15 protein-coding genes and 7 tRNA genes are annotated in these 19,315 nt (G+C 36.2%); 3 read left to right on the top strand and 19 right to left on the bottom strand.

Translation table 11 applies throughout. From position 1 onward, the window contains the following. Positions 1-3 precede the first annotated feature (3 nt). Entirely contained in the window at positions 4-1,359 is a 1,356-nt protein-coding gene (gene norA / locus M3189_RS22695; protein WP_353057484.1) for a multidrug efflux MFS transporter NorA, read from the bottom strand. On the opposite strand from norA, the gene M3189_RS22690 reads away from it, so the two are divergent. Next, the gene (locus M3189_RS22690) at positions 1,304-2,125 is read left to right on the top strand and encodes a MerR family transcriptional regulator (RefSeq protein ID WP_251638270.1); all 822 of its coding nucleotides are present in this window, start codon (positions 1,304-1,306) and stop codon (positions 2,123-2,125) included. The two genes, norA and M3189_RS22690, sit on opposite strands and share 56 nt — an antisense overlap. A 268-nt stretch (positions 2,126-2,393) precedes the next feature. Here M3189_RS22690 and M3189_RS22685 read toward each other — a convergent pair whose 3' ends face one another. The 7 genes from M3189_RS22685 to M3189_RS22655 form a co-directional block, all read right to left on the bottom strand. Then, positions 2,394-3,050, bottom strand: coding sequence for a potassium channel family protein (locus tag M3189_RS22685; RefSeq protein WP_251638268.1), 657 nt, complete (start codon positions 3,048-3,050; stop codon positions 2,394-2,396). A 37-nt stretch (positions 3,051-3,087) separates the two neighbouring features. Then, positions 3,088-4,434, bottom strand: a complete 1,347-nt coding sequence (locus M3189_RS22680; protein WP_251638266.1) for a TrkH family potassium uptake protein — start codon at positions 4,432-4,434, stop codon at positions 3,088-3,090. 165 nt (positions 4,435-4,599) lie between these two features. Then, complete coding sequence (locus tag M3189_RS22675) at positions 4,600-5,364, bottom strand: response regulator transcription factor (RefSeq protein WP_251638264.1); 765 nt, start codon at positions 5,362-5,364, stop codon at positions 4,600-4,602. Position 5,365: 1 nt separating this feature from the next. Then, on the bottom strand, positions 5,366-7,114 hold the full coding sequence (locus tag M3189_RS22670; protein ID WP_251638255.1) for a sensor histidine kinase: 1,749 nt from the start codon (positions 7,112-7,114) through the stop codon (positions 5,366-5,368). A 138-nt stretch (positions 7,115-7,252) separates the two neighbouring features. After that, positions 7,253-8,578 carry an ABC transporter substrate-binding protein gene (locus tag M3189_RS22665; protein WP_251638247.1) on the bottom strand — a complete coding sequence of 442 codons (1,326 nt, stop codon included), beginning with the start codon at positions 8,576-8,578 and terminating at the stop codon, positions 7,253-7,255. Between the two features lie 70 nt (positions 8,579-8,648). Then, entirely contained in the window at positions 8,649-9,482 is an 834-nt protein-coding gene (locus M3189_RS22660) for a carbohydrate ABC transporter permease (protein WP_251638245.1), read from the bottom strand. 19 nt (positions 9,483-9,501) lie between these two features. After that, positions 9,502-10,467, bottom strand: a complete 966-nt coding sequence (locus tag M3189_RS22655) for a carbohydrate ABC transporter permease (protein WP_435368117.1) — start codon at positions 10,465-10,467, stop codon at positions 9,502-9,504. A 251-nt stretch (positions 10,468-10,718) separates the two neighbouring features. Between M3189_RS22655 and M3189_RS22650 the strand changes: the two genes are divergently transcribed. After that, the gene (locus M3189_RS22650; protein ID WP_251638241.1) at positions 10,719-11,357 is read left to right on the top strand and encodes a YesL family protein; all 639 of its coding nucleotides are present in this window, start codon (positions 10,719-10,721) and stop codon (positions 11,355-11,357) included. Between the two features lie 122 nt (positions 11,358-11,479). Here M3189_RS22650 and M3189_RS22645 read toward each other — a convergent pair whose 3' ends face one another. The 4 genes from M3189_RS22645 to M3189_RS22630 form a co-directional block, all read right to left on the bottom strand. Continuing rightward, positions 11,480-13,024 (bottom strand): glycoside hydrolase family 43 protein, encoded by a 1,545-nt coding sequence (locus M3189_RS22645; RefSeq protein ID WP_251638240.1) that lies wholly within the window; start codon positions 13,022-13,024, stop codon positions 11,480-11,482. A gap of 86 nt (positions 13,025-13,110) precedes the next feature. Beyond that, positions 13,111-15,138, bottom strand: a complete 2,028-nt coding sequence (locus M3189_RS22640; protein ID WP_251638237.1) for a hypothetical protein — start codon at positions 15,136-15,138, stop codon at positions 13,111-13,113. A gap of 109 nt (positions 15,139-15,247) precedes the next feature. Beyond that, a complete protein-coding gene (locus tag M3189_RS22635; RefSeq protein WP_251638235.1) occupies positions 15,248-16,405 on the bottom strand; it encodes a Gfo/Idh/MocA family protein in 1,158 nt (385 codons plus the stop codon). Between the two features lie 2 nt (positions 16,406-16,407). Next, on the bottom strand, positions 16,408-17,268 hold the full coding sequence (locus M3189_RS22630) for a sugar phosphate isomerase/epimerase family protein (RefSeq protein ID WP_251638234.1): 861 nt from the start codon (positions 17,266-17,268) through the stop codon (positions 16,408-16,410). Positions 17,269-17,448: 180 nt separating this feature from the next. Between M3189_RS22630 and M3189_RS22625 the strand changes: the two genes are divergently transcribed. Next, positions 17,449-18,285, top strand: a complete 837-nt coding sequence (locus M3189_RS22625) for an AraC family transcriptional regulator (protein WP_251638232.1) — start codon at positions 17,449-17,451, stop codon at positions 18,283-18,285. A gap of 256 nt (positions 18,286-18,541) precedes the next feature. Here M3189_RS22625 and M3189_RS22620 read toward each other — a convergent pair. The 7 genes from M3189_RS22620 to M3189_RS22590 all read right to left on the bottom strand — a co-directional run bounded on the left by M3189_RS22620 (position 18,542) and on the right by M3189_RS22590 (position 19,269). Next, positions 18,542-18,623, bottom strand: a tRNA-Leu gene (locus M3189_RS22620). 7 nt (positions 18,624-18,630) lie between these two features. Beyond that, positions 18,631-18,704, bottom strand: a tRNA-Trp gene (locus M3189_RS22615). 28 nt (positions 18,705-18,732) lie between these two features. Then, positions 18,733-18,817: transfer RNA gene (locus tag M3189_RS22610), tRNA-Tyr, on the bottom strand. A 29-nt stretch (positions 18,818-18,846) separates the two neighbouring features. Continuing rightward, positions 18,847-18,939: transfer RNA gene (locus M3189_RS22605), tRNA-Ser, on the bottom strand. Between the two features lie 38 nt (positions 18,940-18,977). Next, positions 18,978-19,054: transfer RNA gene (locus M3189_RS22600), tRNA-Met, on the bottom strand. 42 nt (positions 19,055-19,096) lie between these two features. Further along, positions 19,097-19,172, bottom strand: a tRNA-Ala gene (locus tag M3189_RS22595). A 20-nt stretch (positions 19,173-19,192) separates the two neighbouring features. Beyond that, positions 19,193-19,269: transfer RNA gene (locus tag M3189_RS22590), tRNA-Pro, on the bottom strand. Positions 19,270-19,315 lie beyond the last annotated feature (46 nt).

Below are 19,315 nucleotides of genomic sequence, written 5' to 3'. Positions count from 1 at the left end.
TGATTAATTAGCAATACTAGCCTTCACTTCGTTAGAAGTACCATTTGCTTGTTTCTTCCATAACAAAGTAATAATTATTCCCAGAGCTAGTATGACGGTCGCAAAATAGTATGGGTAGTTGATATCTATATCAAATAATATCCCGCCTAGAATGGGTCCACTAATATTCGCTAAACTGGTAAACATCGAGTTCATTCCTCCAACGAAACCTTGTTCATTTCCTGCAATATTTGAAAGATAGGAAGTAACGGCTGGACGAAATAAATCGAATCCTACAAAAACAATAAAAGTAACTAGTAAAATAGAGACATAGGAATGAACGACGGTCATTAAAAAGACCAACACAGCTGATAATAGTAAGCTATAGCGAATCAGTTTTATTTCACCCCAAATTCGTGTAAGCCTATCAAATAATAGAACTTGTGACACTGCACCAAAAATGGCACCACCTGTGATAACAATCGCTATATCCGATGGTTTAAATTGAAATTTGTGGTCCACAAAAAGACTAAAGAACGATTCAAAAGCGGCTAAACCAAATGAGGCAATAAAAATTAAAATAAACGCAAGCAAATACTTTGGTGCAATCACACGTTTGAAGCTATTCTTAGTTTCTGAGACTTGTTCATTATTTTCCTCTGTACGATTTGGCTCAGATAATAAAATAATTGAAAGAATAGCGGCTATGGTACCGAGTGCACCGGCGAATAAGAATGGGATACGTGTTCCAAATTCCGCCAAGAATCCACCAATCCCTGGACCTATGATAAATCCAGTACTAATAGCAGCGGACATATAACCGAGGACTTTGGGACGAGTATCCAAATTTGTTATATCTGCAATATAAGCAGTAACCGCTGGCATAATGAATGCAGCACTAATTCCACCTAAAATACGAGAGAAAAATAACATTTCAATTTCTTTGCCGATACCAAATAAAAATTCTGAGATTCCGAAAATAAATAAGCCAATAACAATCATAATTTTCCTGCCGTATTTATCTGCTGCTTTCCCTGCAAATGGAGAAACAATCAATTGAGCAATGGCGAAAGCTGCTGTTAAATAACCAATTGTTGTTCCTGTTATGCCTAATTCATTCATCAGCGTTGGTAAAACTGGAATCACAAGTCCAATCCCCAGAAAGGCTATGAATAAATTCATTAATAATAATCCTAACGTGACTTTTTGAGTCTTCATCTTCAACATTCCCCTTAGCAATACGAGCTTATTGTTTATCATTTGTTTTACTTTTTCCATCCTAGTGTATATAGTTACTATATAGTCAAGGGTGGTGCTGTAAAAAATGAATAAAAAGCATGGAAAATATTTAACTACGGGCGAATTTGCGAAGCTTTGCAAAGTAAACAAACAGACTCTCTTTTATTACGATCAAATTGGACTACTGTCTCCAATATTGAAAAATGAAAAAGGGTACCGTTACTATTCAATTCACCAAATAGAGCTATTCTTTGTAATCGACTTATTAAAAGATCTTGATATGTCCCTAAACGATATTCAACTCTACATGCAAAATAAATCTCCTGAAAGTTATTTATCACTAATGTATCAAAAAAAAGAAGAGATTGTGATAAAGCGTCAGGAAATTGAAATGAAGGAAAAATTTATCGAGGCACAAATAGCATTAATAGAAGATGCGTCACACCTTGATTTTCATCAAGTTACGCTTGAACAATTACCAGAAGCAACACTTTATTTAAGTAAAAACATTGAAAATATAACGGAAGAGGATTTTGTAGAGGTCGTTTCAGATTTTCTAAATGAATTGAACGAATCACAGCTTGATACTGGATATCCAATAGGTGTTATCTCGAAACGGGAGCAAATATTAAAAGGTGAATACACGAATTACAGCTTTTTATATATTGAACAACCAAATCCAAAGGAAGGATATCCGTATTTTAAAACGGTTAAAGGTCACTTTATCATCGGCTATCATATTGGGGATGTGAATACAATACATCACACATATAAGCGACTTTTTTTAGAGATGGAAGTGTTAAATGTAACATTAGGTGAATATGTGTTTGAAGAGTATATCTACGATTCAGTTGTAAAAAATCATAAAGAGCATTATGTCACCAAAATTATGATTCAAGTGGATTAATCATAATCATCAATAATACTGCTTGCATGAATAACCGCCCCACGTTATTATTTAAATTTTGTGAGAGTTGGCGCATACATATCACTTCTATATCTTAACTAAATGTAATAAATGGTACCTGACCCCCGGGGGGCTTAAATAAGTCGGGAGTCAAGTAGTAGAATTTCGAACTGTTCCCTTGTTACTAAGGTCCTGTATGACGATTTTTGTTCCTTTTATGATGTCAAGACATCCGATTGCTGGAGGTCTTAGATTTACCTTTTCATTTTTATTCTACATTTGCAAACACAGTTATATCATCTCGATGTCCTATTACAACTAACTTATCCCCTTCTTGCAGCACCTGTTCAGGAGATGGGGAAATAATTAAATTCTCATTGCTAACAATTGCAATAGCATTTACATTATATTTTGCTCGTAAGTCAAGATCCCTTAAATTTTTTCTTGTCATACCTGATGGAATCATTATTTCCTCAATATTGTAATCTCTTGATAGCTCTATGTAGTTTAATACATTGGGTGAGAGAAGTTGATGTGCTACTCGTTCCCCCATATCTCTTTCTGGATGTATGACCCAATCAGCTCCAACTTTTGTTAAAACTTGTCCATGACGTTTATTAAGAGCTTTTGCAATTACCTTTTCTACTCCCATTTCCTTTAAAAGCATAACCGTTAAGATACTAGCTTGCATATCATTACCGATTGCAACAATCACATAATCAAAATTTCGAATCCCGACGGATCTAAGTGATTCCTCTTCTGTTGAATCAAGTACAACGGCGTGAGTAACCACAAATTTCCCATCATCTATCCGTTCTTCATTTATATCAATTCCCATTACTTCCTGACCTGCTTCATGTAACTTTGTTGCAATACTTATTCCAAATCGACCTAGTCCAATAACAGCATAACTTTGCTTTACCATGATTAGCATTCACCCCAAAAGATTGATTGAATAAACCCTAGCCGATTAATATTTTTTCTTCTGCATATCGAACCTTTGCTTCTTTTCGAGTATTTAAAAGGGCAAAGGCCATTGTTAATGGTCCAAGCCTGCCAATAAACATCATAATGGTAATCAAAACTCTTCCGAAAGGTGATAGTTCGGGTGTGAAATTAGCAGACAAACCTACTGTACCAGCTGCTGAAATGGTTTCAAATAGAATTTTACTCATATCCGCATTTTCGGTAAACGTTAATAAAAAGAAGATGAGGAAGATAAAAAATATTCCCGCCACAACAATTGATAGTGATTTATTTACCAATTCCCACGAAATTCGTCGTTTAAAAATATTTACCTCATTTCGATTCGTCACCACAGCCCAGAAAGCAAACATGATGATGGCAAAAGTTGTTACTTTAATACCGCCGCCTGTAGACCCTGAAGAAGCACCAATAAACATTAAAGCCATCATGAAAACGAGTGAAGAAAGGTTCATCGCTCCAATATCAATCGTATTAAAACCCGCAGTACGTGTTACAACCCCTTGAAAGTAGGATGCCCATAGCTTATCTCCAAACTGCAAATTTCCAATAGTAGCTTGATTACTATATTCTGATAGCAATATGACTAAAGGTCCTACAATATTAAGGATTAGTGACATAAGCAGGACGATTTTAGAATGTAGGGATAGTTTCCGTAACGATTTTTTTCGAAAGAGATCTAGAATGACAGTGAAACCGATACCACCCGTGATGAAAAGGAAAGTAATCATTATATTTACAGTGGGATCGCCTACCCATTTGCTTAGATTGTCAGGTTCAAGAGCGAATCCAGCATTATTAAAAGCAGAAATAGAATGGAATATTCCATAGTAAATGGCTTTCGTAAGCGGCATTTCAAATGACCAACGAATTGCTAATACAGCAGCACCAATTAGTTCCACAATAAACGTAATGAGGATGATTCGTGTTACCAGGCTAACAACTCCGGCAAGAGAAAATACATTTAAAGATTCTTGTAGTAATAAGCGTTCCTTTAGTCCAATCTTTTTACCTAAGATGATAAACATAAATATTCCTGTAGTCATAAAACCCCAACCGCCAATTTGAATCAAACATAGAAGAACAATTTCACCAAATAAAGTAAAGGTTGTTCCTGTATCCACAACAGCCAAACCTGTCACACAGACTGCAGAAGTTGCTTCAAATAAAGCATCAATGAAACTGAGTCCACGACCCTTTTCATAGGTGACGATTGGAAGCATGAAAAGAAACGTTCCTAATAGTATTAGACTGCTGAACCCTAATACCAGTATTTGTGCAGGATGCAAACTTACTAAATTCCCTTTTCTTTTAATCAATTTCACATTATTATCTCCCTTAAAGTATTCAAGATATGCCTCTCATCTCACACTACTAAATATTTTCTCCATTCTTTTGTAAAATGTCTTTAACAAAGAAAAAAAGTAAGTTACTCACAAATGTTAAATTTGTAAATAACCTACCTGTTTGTCCGTGTTGGTTAAGTAGCATCATAAAGATACTTTATCTTTAAATTTATATGATTTCGGGGATAATCCATAAAACCTTTTAAATGTTTTTAGAAAATAACTTTTGCTATCAAAGCCTAACTCATATGCAATCTGTTCTACTGACTTTATCGATTGGTCTATTAATTCTATTGCTTTTTCCATTTTAACTCTTGTCACATATTCAACGAAACCTTCTCCCGTTTCTTTCTTGTACATCCTGCTGAAATAACTAGAATTTAAATGTAAATGGGCAGCTACTTCTGTTAAAGAAATCTTTTCACCAAGATGGGTTTCTACATATTTTTGCGCTTTTACTACATCATCATTTCTAGTACTCATTTCTAAAAATTTGGTGGCTTTTAAGTGCTGATTATCTGTATAACGTTCTTGGTCTAACTTATTCTTTAATCTTTCAAGTAAAGCATTGATATTACTTTCTTCCATCGATTCTTTTAAAATATAATCAAAAGCTCCTAATTTGATGGCTTGTTGCGCAAAGGTAAACTCGTCATGGCAAGAAAGGATTACATTATATGAAGTGATCTTAGATTTTTTCAATTTCCCAATTAATTCAATTCCATTTAGTTTTGGCATTCCAATATCCGTAATCAATACATCAAAAGGGTTTTCTACCATATACTCCAAAGCATCACTACTATCTTGAAAGTTTGCAGCTACTTGGAATCCATAGTCATGCCATGGAATAATTGTCTTCAGAAACTCAATAACGATCACATCATCATCTACCAAAACTACATCATACATCTTAATTCCCCTTTTCCACTGGAATATGAAATGTTAAAGTCGTTCCTTCCCCTTCAATACTGTCTATCCACATTTGAAATGCTTCTCCATAAATCAATTTCATTCTTTGGTAGACATTTTGCACTCCTATTCCGTTAAACGACAGGTTACTTTTAGTATAGGTATTACTATTAGAATGAAAAATTTTCGCTTTCAATTTTTCTAATGTGAGCAAATCCATCCCTTTCCCATTGTCAGTAATGATTAATTCCAAGTAACTGTTACTTTGTTCATTTGCAATTATTTGTATGGTTTCTTTTCTATTACATTTCCCATGGATGATAGCGTTTTCAATTACTGGTTGTAGAAAAAATCTAGGCACTTCAATACTAGAAGCAGCTTCGCTCACATGTATCTCCAAATCAACATTATGCTGGTGTCGGAAATTCATCAAATCTACATAATGCTTCACAATCGTTACCTCTTCTTCTAAGGAAATAAATGCATTATTACGATTGATTGTCATTCGGAGGAGTGCTGATAAGGAATAAATGAGTGAAGCACTGCCAGTATTACCCTCCATTCTTATCTTCAAGCGAATCGCATTTAATACATTAAATAAGAAATGCGGGTTAATTTGTGCTTGAAGCATTTCTAATTCAGCATTTCGTTTCGCTTCTTCCTTAACTTTTATCTGTTCAATCATTTCCTCGATGGTATCCAACATATGATTAAATGATTGCCCTAATTGAGCGACATCATTACTGCCAGATAAATAGATTCTAGCGGTTAAGTCCCCCTGTTTTATGGCTTTTGTTACTTGGTGTAATCTTGTAATTGGTTTCGTAAATTCCCGGACAAGCATGATAAGTCCGATTAAAAATAGAACTAAAAAACCACCTTGAATTAAAATAGTCGTCCTCGTTATCATATTTATAGAACCAATGGTGTCCTTATAAGGTACAAGGCTGACCAATCTCCAATCCGAATAGGAAACTGGATAAGAAACCAATATGTGCTTCTCTTCTTCATAATCAACAATTTGATAATCACTGCTGGCAACGTCAAAGGGTAAGGTCGTTCCTAACTCATCTGTATTCAAACTCGAGTAGATATCTCCACCCTTGTTGGTCAAATAAAATTTCACTCTCTTTTCACTTTGATATTGACTAAAGAGTTTCTTAATCTCATTTTCTTTTAAACTAATAATTAAATAGGAATTGGAGGAATACGCACTTTGAATTCTTCTCCCTATGGTGATGAGATATGGGTACGTCTCTCTCTCGGATTTAATGTAAGTTGGGTGTGCACCTAACCAATAAGTTTGATAAAAACTTAAATTATCCAATTTTTGAAACCATGGTTTTTCTTTGAATTCTAAAGGATTAAAATCTATTGGAGAATAATTGGTGTAATACAAGTCGTTTTTAAACATGATGGTAATATACAAAGGCATTAATAAATCTGTAATTCCAGACAATTCATTTGATATATGTATATAATTAAGGGCTATTTTTTGTTTTGCATTTGGGGAATCTGCATCAATTAACTTATGAGATTTTAGTAACTGACTCATGTTTGAATCAAATTGAATATAATTAGAGGTATACATGATATCATCCAACATATTCTTTATTCCTAATTCAAGCATCCTTAAGTCATCCTCTGATTGTGTTGCTGCACGTTGTTCTAGTACATCCTTTGTAAAATAGTTTGAGACAATATAGGTACTAACCCAAGGAAATAAAATGCAGAGAATAACTGAAATCATTAATCTCATTCTAAGCGACATTTGCTTTATTGTTTTCCATAAAAATTTCAATGATGATCACCGCTTCCAATAGTTAAACCAATTAAAATAGAGAGAAAACATGTCTGTCTTCCCTCTATTATAGCATGAATATTCTAATTATTTATTTGCATCTACAATCGCTTGAACTTTTTCTTTGATGTTTTTCATTGTTTTATCAAGGTCCTGTTCACCAAGGAGATATAATTCCACCTCTGCACCAAATTCAGTGAATACTTCCGTAATATAAGGAGCTGGAGTAATGACTTCACTTGGCTCAACAGAGGTAAGTGCATTCCTCAATGATTCCATATGAACGGCATCAGGTTTTTTGGTTCCATTCACCACTGTTTCTAACGCTTTGTCCATATCAGCTTCCTTCCAAGAAGGAGTCCAGATTCCTTGTTCTACAATACCTTCTGTTGACAACCATCTCATGAATTCATAAGCTTCTTGCTTGTGTTTTGAGCTTTTTGCGATAGATAGTAAATCACCGCTCATTACAGCAACTGCTTTATCACTTTCCTTATTTTTTGGCCACGGCGCCCAAGCAATTTCAAATTCTGGTGTAAATTGACCCCATTCAGTAATCATAAAGCTTCCGGTAGGAACCATTGAAGCTGCTTGACTAAAGAATTGCTGACGATAATCCATTTTTTGCGATAAAATTTCAGTAAATGGAACGGATGATTTATCGACATTTTCTAATTGATTTCTTAGTTCTAATGATGCCCGTAACATCGAATCATCTGCATTTGATGTTCCATCTTCGTGTAAAATTAAATTATCCTCTGCTTTACTCATTGTTTTTAAAACAGAATGGAAATTATGCCAAGAGTGTAAATAAGATCCATAATGCTTGTCTGTAGTTAACTTTTTAGCATATTCTGCATAGTCATCCCAAGTCCATTCAGTCGGAATTTCTAAGCCAGCTTCATCCAGATGCGCTTTATTTAGCATAATAAGCATTGTGATATTTTTCATCGGCAAGCCATAGTTCTCACCACCAAATGCTGGATAACTATTATTGTATACTTTATTAATATCAATGCCTTCTTTTTCAGCAAATTTAGTGATTGGTTCAACCAGTCCAGCATCAACTCGTTTTGCTAATTCTTGAGGATTGTTGAACATAATCACATCCATCTCATCACCAGCTGATGCCATTAAATCTAACTGCTTGAAATAATCTACAGAGTTCATGTTTTCTACAAGTGGGATGGATTCCACTTTTATTCCTGGATTCTCTGCTTCATATTTTGCAATGACACTTTCCCATTTCCCAACATCCTCATTAACCCAGTGGACAAATTTCAACGTAACTTCTTCATCAGATGAATCAGATTTACCTTTATCTGATGAAGTTTTATCGTTTCCTGAACAGGCAGCTAACATAAACATTGCAATTAGTCCAACTAGTAACAATGAACCCCATTTTTTCATCATTATACTTTCCCCCTTTTTATATTGTTTGTATATCAACTCTCTCTATCTAAATAGAGAGAACGCATACCGATTAACCTTTCACTCCACCAAGCTGTATGCCTTCAATAACATTTTTCTGTCCAATTATGAAGATAATCAGTAAAGGCAAAATGGCGGACACAGATGCTGCCATCATTAAGGAATAAACACTGCCATGTTGATCTGAGAAACTTTGTACTCCTAGCTGAATGGTATATAATTCTTTTGATCTAAGGAAGATTAATGGATTTTGGAAGTCATTCCAGGTCCAAATAAAACGTAAGATTGCATACGTTGCAATTGCAGGTCTTACTAATGGTAAAGCAATCGAAGTGAAAATTTTAAAATGTCCTGCTCCATCCATTCTCGCTGATTCTATGATTTCGTTACTAATTCCGAGATAGAATTGGCGCAGCATAAACGTTCCAAATACACTGAAACTATTTAATAGAATAAGACCTGTATGTGTATCGTAAAGTCCAAGCCATCTATATAATAGAAATTGTGTAACTAACAACGTTTGAGGCGGAATCATGAACGTTGCCAAGACAATTAAAAAGATGAAATCTCTTCCTTTAAAATTTATTTTGGCAAATCCATAGGCTGCTAAACAGGATATTGTACATGAAACGAGTGTTGTTAGAACCGTTACTTTAATAGAATTCCAATATAATAGAAGGAATGGCATAGAACCTGTCCAAACCTCTTTATAATTTTCTACCGCATTCCAGGTTTCAGGAATCCATTGGATTGGAAAAGTTAATACTTCCTCTTCTACTTTAAAAGAAGCAGATATCATCCAAAAAAATGGCATTAGAAAAGCAATTCCGATTAGAACCATAATGGCAGTCACGATCAGTTTTCTCATATCCAATTTTTCTACCATCTGTACTCCTCCTTTCTTTTTAATAATTCACCCATTTTTTCTGACCAATAAATTGAATATAAGTAATGATTAAAATAATAATGAACATTACTAATGAAATGGCTGAAGCGTAGCCTGTTTTTAATTCAACAAATGCTTGCTGATACAGATAAACAACTGGTGTGATGGTTGAATTTGCTGGACCGCCATTTGTTAAAACGATGATTAAATCAAATACTTTAAAGCTTGAAATAACACCAGTAACAAACAATAAGAAGGTTGTAGGCGACACTAGTGGTATCGTAATCTTCGTAAATTGAGACCAAGCAGTAGCACCATCGATTTGTGCTGCCTCATACAATTCTTTTGGAATGTTCTGCAAACCCGCCAAGTAAATGATTAAATTAAAGCCAATTCCAGTCCAAACCATAATTAGCATAACAGATGGTAATGCAAAGGTAATATCGGCTATCCAACCAGGTGGATTATCAACCCCAAGCTTCAAAAGTAATTGGTTTATAGGACCTTTCGTTGGATGAAAAAGCACTTGAAAGACAACCGCAACCGCTACCACGCTCGAAATAAACGGCATAAAATAAATCACCTTAAACAAATCTTTCAAATATACATATTTATTAATGATTACAGCTAATGCAAGAGAAAAAAGTAAAGTAATCGGTACTGCTAAAATTAATAGAACATTATTGAATAATCCTTTAAGGAATAATGCATTGGTTAGCAATTTAGAGAAATTTTCAAATCCTACAAATTTCGCATTTTTATAGCCAGATACAAAATTCCAATCGGTAAAACTTAATACAAATGAAGAGAGAATCGGAAACAATACTAGTATAGAAGTTCCAATAAACATTGGCCCAATAAATGCATATCCAGCCAAATTCTCCCTCCAGCCACTAAATGGAGAGCCTTTTTTCACACTTTTGGATACTTTATTTTTCGTTGTTGGGACCACTTTTGTTTCGACCTTTACCTCGCTATTCAACATTTTCACCCCTTCGTCTTTCTTTGTAGCTTTAGTATAGTTAGTGTAATCGCTTTCAACAATGTGGAATTTTTACATAATTGAGAAAATTTTTACTACATTTGTGGAAAATCCAGTTTCACCATTCCTTTTGCTCGATTACCTATTTATTTCATGCTTTATTTTTACTTTTTAGATAAAATTTTTACCTCATTATAAAAAAAGAAACTTACTCCTTCTGTGCATGATATATTTATGGATAAGGGGGGAGTACCATGCAATTAGGTTCATTTTCAAACGCTGTTTATACCTTTTGTGATTGGGTAGCAAGATTAGCTTATATAAATTTATTATGGATTCTATTTACATTAAGTGGACTCGTGTTTTTTGGATTTTTTCCAGCAACAATTGCGATGTTAGCAACATTAAGACAATTTATCCGAAAAAATCATCCACCTGTGTTCCAAACTTTTTGGCACTATTATAAAAAGGAATTCCTTAACAGTAATAAATTAGGTTTAATAATAGTAGCAATCGGTTTTATTTTGTTTGTTAATATCCGATTTTTACACTCAACATCAACGAACATGTCCTCTTTTCTTTTTTATTCTAGCATTATTATAAGTTGTATTTACTTTCTCAACATTTGCTACACTTTAGCATCCTATGTTGAATTTGATCAACCAATAGGTACACATATTAAAAATGCACTTCTCATTACGATTTCCAATCCGATACCTAGTCTATTTCTTATTTTTGGATTTGCTGCCGTATACTTCGCTGTTACTTATTTATCTGGAGTAGGGTTCTTTTTCAGCGTAAGCATGTTAGGTCTCGTTATTCTCTCATCTGCAAATCTAGCGTACAAAAAAATCCTGGGTAAACAAGAAAAATTACGCACATCGCCTAGTTGAACACCCATCCATTTCAACAAAACGAAAAAAACACGCACAAATGTTGATTCAACAACATTTCTGCGTGTTTTTGTTTTAATAATTTGATACTAATAAAAATGCTTAATTGCTGCTCTCTATACTCATAATCCTACATACTCAAACCAATCAAAATAAGCTTTATTATTGCTGCTTGCACCATTTGAGCTCGCATATAATCCTATTTCAGTTCCAACAAATCCTCCAGCAACATCTGTGCTTAAGATTCTTCCATCTACATTTTCAATCAGGGGTTTATAATCTGACGGACTTTCACCATACCAAAAGCTATAATCCTGACCATGTGCTTCAACCTTCAACAATACTCTAGGTGCACGAATTGGCAGTTCCTTCAGAATCTCTTCCTCTCCTCCGGCACATTTGATTACTCTGATTACTTGTTCTTCACCATTTTTTGTATAAACAAAGCTAAAGTTGAATTCATTACTTTGTAATAACACGACACCTGCTGCTTCATTTTCATTCATTGGAGTAAACTCTAATAAAGTGGAAGCTGCAAAATTGATATGCTGTTGTCTTCTCCCCACAAAGCTTGGGCAGGCTAGTTCCGTTATTCTTTCTGGTCTAAGTTTTAAACTTAGATAACCTGGCCGCTCAGATAAGCTATAGAATTCCTCTCTTGGTGTACGTAGAAAGTTCCATTTAAAATCTAGTTTATCTTCATCAAAATGGTCACATGCTGAAGGTGTAAGAAGCTTACTTTCTGGTAAATTAGGCATTGGATACGTCATTTCTAGTTTGCCTGTCCCAGGACTCATGATTGGCCAACCATCTTCCCATTTTACTGGAAGTAAGAAGGTTTCTCTCCCCAGGTTACGGTAATAACCACCATAAGTACGTGAAGCGAGCCCAACTGCCCACCATTCACCATTTTGGGTTTCTACTAAATCGCAGTGCCCAACGTTAACGATTGGATAATCTCTCCCTAAATGTCGGTGAGTCATGATTGGGTTACCTGGATTTCCTATGTATGGTCCTGTGATAGCTTCACTGCGAGCAATGGAAACAGCATGGTGATGACCTGTTCCTGCCTCCGAAATCATAAGGTAATAATAGTCATCAACCTTGTAAATATGTGGCCCTTCTGGCCAAATTACATCCCTTAAAGCACCTCTCCACAAACCGATAGAGTCTCCAACCAATGTCATGGATTCCAGGTCTAACTCCTGCAGCCATACTTCCCAGTTGCCGCTGTATTTTTCCCCTTCTGGTGCGGGACGTGTACCGTGATAATAGACTTTACCATCATCATCAAAAAACAAGGAAGGGTCAATACCTGGAGCATCCAAATAATAGGGATCAGACCAAGGTCCTGCAGGGTCTGTTGCTGTAACCAAAAAGTTTCCGCCTTTTTCTACATTAGTCGTAATCATATAAAAAACACCATTGTTATATCGAATTGTAGGCGCAAATATCCCTCTAGATTGCCTTTGACCATCTAATGGAAGCTGAGATGGTCTATCTAATACATGTCCTATCTGTTTCCAATTAACAAGATCTTTGCTGTGAAAAATTGGTACCCCTGGATAATAGGTAAAGGAAGAAGTAACTAGATAATAATCCTCGTTCACTCTGCATATGGACGGATCAGGATAAAAACCTGGAAGAATTGGATTTTGAAAATTCATAATTTTAACTCCTTTACTGTATGTCAGTATAGTTAGTTTTTTAGCTAATAATTATATTTAATAGTTTTAATTATAGTTCAATAGGTTTATATCTCAATCTTCATTTCCCTTAATTTTAATATATATTTATCCCAATAATCACCGGCCATTCCCTCAATAATACTCGCGCTTGCCCATGGCATCAAACAAAACCATGTGCTGGCAGGAGAGCCATCACTGTATGTTTCAGTCACCAGTCCTTCGGAATAGCAAAACCGCTCCGACATCCAGCCTTTCTTTCCATGATCGAATTCAAGATCATACGTGTTATATGTCTGACATCCCCAGCCGATAATATCTGAAATACGGTCTCGAATATATTGATCATCACGATTATCAACGTAATATAATAGTTCATCTACAAGATTGCTAGACATTGGGTGAATATGCGGATTAGCGGTAGAAGTTACACTGCCCCCACAGCTCGACCATCCAATGCTACTAAGAGGCGGCACCTTTACTGGAGAATTATAGCAAAACTTAAAAGAAAATTCATAGCATATTGCATCCCTCATATGGTCCAGATAAAGTTCCTCGTTGGTTAAAGCATGCAAGAATTTGACTGCTTTTATATATGCTAATATCCCCTCCGAATCAACCGCTTTATCCGTATCAAGCGGTGCCCCGTAGCATTCCATACGCTTAACATATGACTCATAATAATGTTTTTCACTTGCCTTAAGACTTTCCAAATGTGTCCTGTCATCTGTCAGCCAATAATAATAAGCCAAAGCAGCCATGCACCATGTCCCGCTGAACGAATCATATTCAATTCCGGCACCGGTTTTTTCAGAGAAGATATAAGGATATTCATTGTCTGTATTCTTCGTTTGCTCAATTTTCATAAGAACTGCCTTCACAAATGCCAGCCAATCCTCATGAGAACAGTTTTTAAACCTTTTTTCATAATCATAAGCTTTCAAAATATAGAAGAGTGCCTGCCCGACCAAGTAGGAACTGTGACCCGGTGTATGTACCCCGTCGAACCACCATCCATTAATACACCACTTTCCACTATTACAAGCATCATAAGGTAAGCCGGAGGCTGGATTCATCGAATGCTCCACAATGTTTGTAATACAGGATAGTGCCTGCGCTCGCATCGACTCATTTCCAAGCCGCAAACCAGCCATTAGTACAGGAATTGCTGCCGGCAACCCATTAGTCCAACTGATAGATATCAGGTTATTATAACGTAAGCCTCCGTTGTCCTCAAAAACCTGGCAAGCATAATTTAGTTCATCCTGTAGCCATCCATCCTGATGAATGGCTTGTGCCAAATCCGTAACCGTTGTTTTTACGTCACTAGACTTCCTTGGATTTTGGTGATAATTGTAATAAACCTCTTGAATAACGTCATAAATTTCTAATTCCGATTTTGCATTGAATTCATATAAATTCAATGTGAATTCAACAGTCTCTCCAGGTTCCAATTCAAAACAATTATCACTCAGTGGAACTCTGTCTTTAACCAGATGTGACTTTATAAATAGCCATGGTGCATTTTCATAACCAAGCGTGTATCCAATCGTCCCTTTAGACAGCGAACATGAATACCCTCCGTATTGATAAAATGCACCTTCCGCCTCAGGCTCCCATTGCTCCTTAGATCCATTCTTGTAAATAAAATATGGACTCGCACTAAGTCCGTATATTTTATCTGTATCATATACAAGGGCTGCAGGATGTGATAATTTATCAGCTCTTACCATCCACCAAGGAGAAGAAGGGCGATTTAGATTCCCCTCTCGTATCCGTGGAAATTCATTAGGAACATTCTGAGGAGCCTCACCTCGGTTTCTACCGTACATAAAAGCTGGCAAGAAATAGCGGGGATTTATTTTTGCGAATTGAGTTTCTATATGTATAACCCCGGACCACTTAATTGCGTTATCGTTACGAATCCAGGCTCTTGCATGATATGGATCCTGAGGTGTACCGTCTCCATCATTTATCTCTATAGATGCACTTAGTCCATGCTCTTGTAATGTAAGGTAGTCAATGCTCTCCTGTTCTTTACTCCTAGCCGTCAGTATAAATTCCATATAAATCGAGACACCCCAATCATCTTTCATTTGTGATTAATAACTAATTTTATTGTTATTGGTAATTTTACAGAGTATTGGATTGTTTCTTAGGACTAGAAATTAAAAATAGATTTCTAGTCCAAGTAATAGTATTTCGTTAATATGTTCCTGTAACATCTAGCGTTAAATCCCTGACATTCTTCTTAAATGTAGAGTTATCTATTCTCTCCTGCAGCTTCTCATAGAATAGATCTTCATCAAGTGGAATATCGACCCAGCTATCCGTCCAAGCAGATAGATGCATAGCATTGGAAATGGTTAACCCATGAATACCCTCGATCCCAGGAGCAATTAACTCCGTTCCATTGAGGATTGCACTAGTCCAATTTCTCAAGATCCCTATGTGTTGAGAATTTTCCCCTTCTGTGGGAATTTCACATTTCCAGGACTCAGGGCTTCCAAATCCGCCTGTAAAATCTCTATTAAATTCCCTTTCTGATACACGTAACCTCCAAAAGGTTAGCTTACCATGCTCAATGACAATCTTTCCTCTATCCCCTGTCACTTCTAATCGATTGGTTCCTGGTGCTTCCCCAGTGGAAGTGACAAACACACCTGTTGCACCGTTTTCATACTCGACATAAGTGGTGACATCATCTTCTACTTCAATGTCATGATATTTTCCAAAAGACATAAAGGATCGAACTCGTTTTGGCATTCCACACATCCACTGCCATAAATCCAATTGATGTGGATCTTGATTCAACAGTACACCGCCGCCTTCTCCAGACCAAGTAGCTCTCCATCCTCCTGAATTATAATAGCTTTGTGGTCTGTACCAATCCGTTATGATCCAATTGGTTCTCTTTAGGTCACCTAGTTCCCCTGAATCGATGATATCTTTTAGTTTTCTATATAAAGGATTGGTTCTCTGGTTATACATGATGGCAAAGACCTTATTACTTTTTAACGCAACTTCATTCATTTCTCTAACAGCTTTTGTAAACACTCCAGCAGGTTTTTCAATAAGCGTATGGTATCCAGCATTTAATGATTGTATGGCTAAAGTAGGATGGTCATAATGCGGTGTAACGATAAAAACGGCATCAAAAGCTTTTGATTGGAAAAAGCTTTCCGTATCATTAAAGCGCTTAACTTTTTCACCAAAGTTTTCTTTCGCCCATTCTAATCTTTCCGATCTACTATCACATACAGCAGTGAGCTCCGCATTCGGAACCTTCCCTTCTATCAAACCTTGCGCATGACCTGTTCCCATATTACCTATCCCTATAATACCAACTCGGACTTTGTCCATAACTATTCCCCCTTGATATCTTTTACTATATTTTTCAATGCCTGAACCGCAACGGCGAAGCTTTTAGCGCCACCCTCTGGTAAATCATAACCAGGAGAATTCGGCTCAAGTAAGGAAAAGTCTGAATAACCCGATAAGTGTGGTTCAAGAGATAAAAAACCTTCATATCCTCGGTTATGTAATTCTTTTAGGATTTCCACCACATTTCCATCGCCTAATCCTGCTGGTACTACATGGTGGTCACTGTATACCGCATCTTTGATATGAACATACACAATATGGTCTTGAAGCAACTCAAAGCCATCTGGATAATTTCTTGCATTACATTGGACAAAATTTGCAAAATCGAAAATCCCTTTAAAATAGTCACCATTCAATGTCTCCAGTAGATCTAGACATCTTTCTGGAGTATCTCCGTAGATTCCTGATTCGTTTTCGTGCAGGAGAACTACTCCACTTCCTTCTCCTGCCTTTATAAAGCTTCTCCAGCGATGGATTACTTCGTCCCTATAGTTCGATGGATCCTCTCCTTTGGGCATAAAAAAGCTAAACATCCGTATATACTTACATTCCATAATTTTAGCAATCTCTAAAGTATGCTTAAATAGCTCTAAATGGGGCTCAAAATCATCGGTGATTTTAATCTTTCCAAGCGGCGATCCAATCGCAGATAGTTTAAAGCCTCTAGCGTCAAGCTGATTCTTAATCTCTTTAACTTCTTCTAACGTATAATCAACAAGCAGTTTACCATTAACACCTCTCATTTCTATAAACTTAATACCATGCTGATCTAATACATCCATCTGTGTTTTTAAATCTGAATCGATTTCATCCGCAAATGCAGATAACAGAAATTTACTCATAAATACCATCCTCTCTTTTTTTGCCTTTCTTCTCTAAGTATCTAGTATTCTATAATAAACTGGATGGTTAATCTTTGTATTTCTTGCTTTTTATATTGCAAATATTGCTTTTTTTTAGTTTGATTAGAATAAGATGAATTACAAATACACTCAAAACAAATTGTTAAAGAGGTGGATTTCATGGACAAACCGATCCTACAGTATAATAGTAATAATTTTTTTATGAACCATGTGGTAACTGAATCCCCTAATGATGTTGCAACTCACATCCATGACTGCTATGAATTGTTTCACTTTATTTCTGGAGATCTCACCTACTATATTGAAGGTCAGGCATACAAACTTTATCCAAACGACTTGATCATAACGAATTCCAGAGAACTACATAGAATTGTGTTTAACTCCAAATCCCACTATGAAAGGAAGTATATACACTTTAAACCAGAGTATATATCCCCTTATCAAACCGATGAATATAGCATGCTTTCCTATATTGAAAATAGAAAGCTAGGTTATTTTAATAGAATACCTGCAAAAGATGTTCTCGCTGATGGGATTAGTGACATTTGGGATAAAATTGAAAAGGCTTCCCAAGAATTCTCTCCAGAAAGCCCAATACTGATGAAAAGCCTTTTTATACAAATGCTTATTACTATAAACAAAATACTTTCAAAATATAATAATACTGTTGTAAACAGTCATAATTATGATCAAAAGATAGTCTCCATTTTAGACTACATCAATAAAAACCTATATAAAAAGATTACACTAGATTTGCTGCAAACAGAATTTTACGTTAACAAGTATTACTTATGTCATATATTCAAGAAAAGTACAGGCTTTACGGTTTTTGAGTACATAACATATAAAAGAATTATGAGAGCCATGGAGCTCCTCATGTCCGGAAATACAGCACTAGATGTGGCACATGCAGTTGGATTTGGAGATTACTCCACCTTCTTTAAGGCATTTAAAAATATAACTGGTTACTCTCCAAAACAGTATTATAGGAAATAGGTATGACTTTAAAAAGTCTCAAATTTGCCGAAAAACATCAATTTCTTTTCTCACTCCCAGTCAACACCAAACTAATTTTATATGTCTTATTATTTTATTATTTGAATGTCGATATGTAAGCTGAACAAAAACACTATAAACAAGCAAAAATTAAGGGGCGAAAGTTTCTTCGCCCCAGCTTTCTTTCAAATTAAAAAAACGTTCCTTACAATGTGTAAGAAACGTTTTTTCACTGCATTGGCAAGCAGTGACACTATACCGGTGGTCGGGGTCGAACCGACACTCCTCACGGAACACGATTTTGAGTCGTGCGCGTCTGCCAATTCCGCCACACCGGCAAATATTTGGCAGGGGTAGTAGGAATTGAACCCACACCAAAGGTTTTGGAGACCTTCGTTCTACCTTTAAACTATACCCCTAAAATATAAAGTAATGCACAAAAAACTTTGGTGGAGGGGGACGGATTCGAACCGCCGAACCCGGAGGGAGCGGATTTACAGTCCGCCGCGTTTAGCCACTTCGCTACCCCTCCACATTGGAGAATTTAATAATATGAAATTATGGAGGAGGAAGAGGGATTCGAACCCCCGCGCGGTGTTACCCGCCTGTCGGTTTTCAAGACCGATCCCTTCAGCCAGACTTGGGTATTCCTCCAAATAAAAACTTTTGTATTTTTTCTTTATAAAAATACTTGGTAGCGGCGGAGGGGATCGAACCCCCGACCTTACGGGTATGAACCGTACGCTCTAGCCAGCTGAGCTACACCGCCAAATTCTGATTAAAATGTAAGTCATTTTTCCTTAAAAAACATTGGTGGAGCCTAGCGGGATCGAACCGCTGACCTCCTGCGTGCAAAGCAGGCGCTCTCCCAGCTGAGCTAAGGCCCCATTTTGTTGCTTTAAAAGAATGGTCGGGAAGACAGGATTCGAACCTGCGACCCCTTGGTCCCAAACCAAGTGCTCTACCAAGCTGAGCTACTTCCCGTAAAATATGGCGCGCCCGAAAGGAGTCGAACCCATAACCTTCTGAT

The sequence above is a fragment of the Neobacillus niacini genome (assembly GCF_023715415.1).
In the GTDB taxonomy this organism is placed as follows: domain Bacteria; phylum Bacillota; class Bacilli; order Bacillales; family Cytobacillaceae; genus Neobacillus; species Neobacillus niacini_C.
The sequence above is the reverse complement of the archived record's forward strand: the minus strand, read 5'-3'. Positions and strand labels throughout refer to the sequence as shown.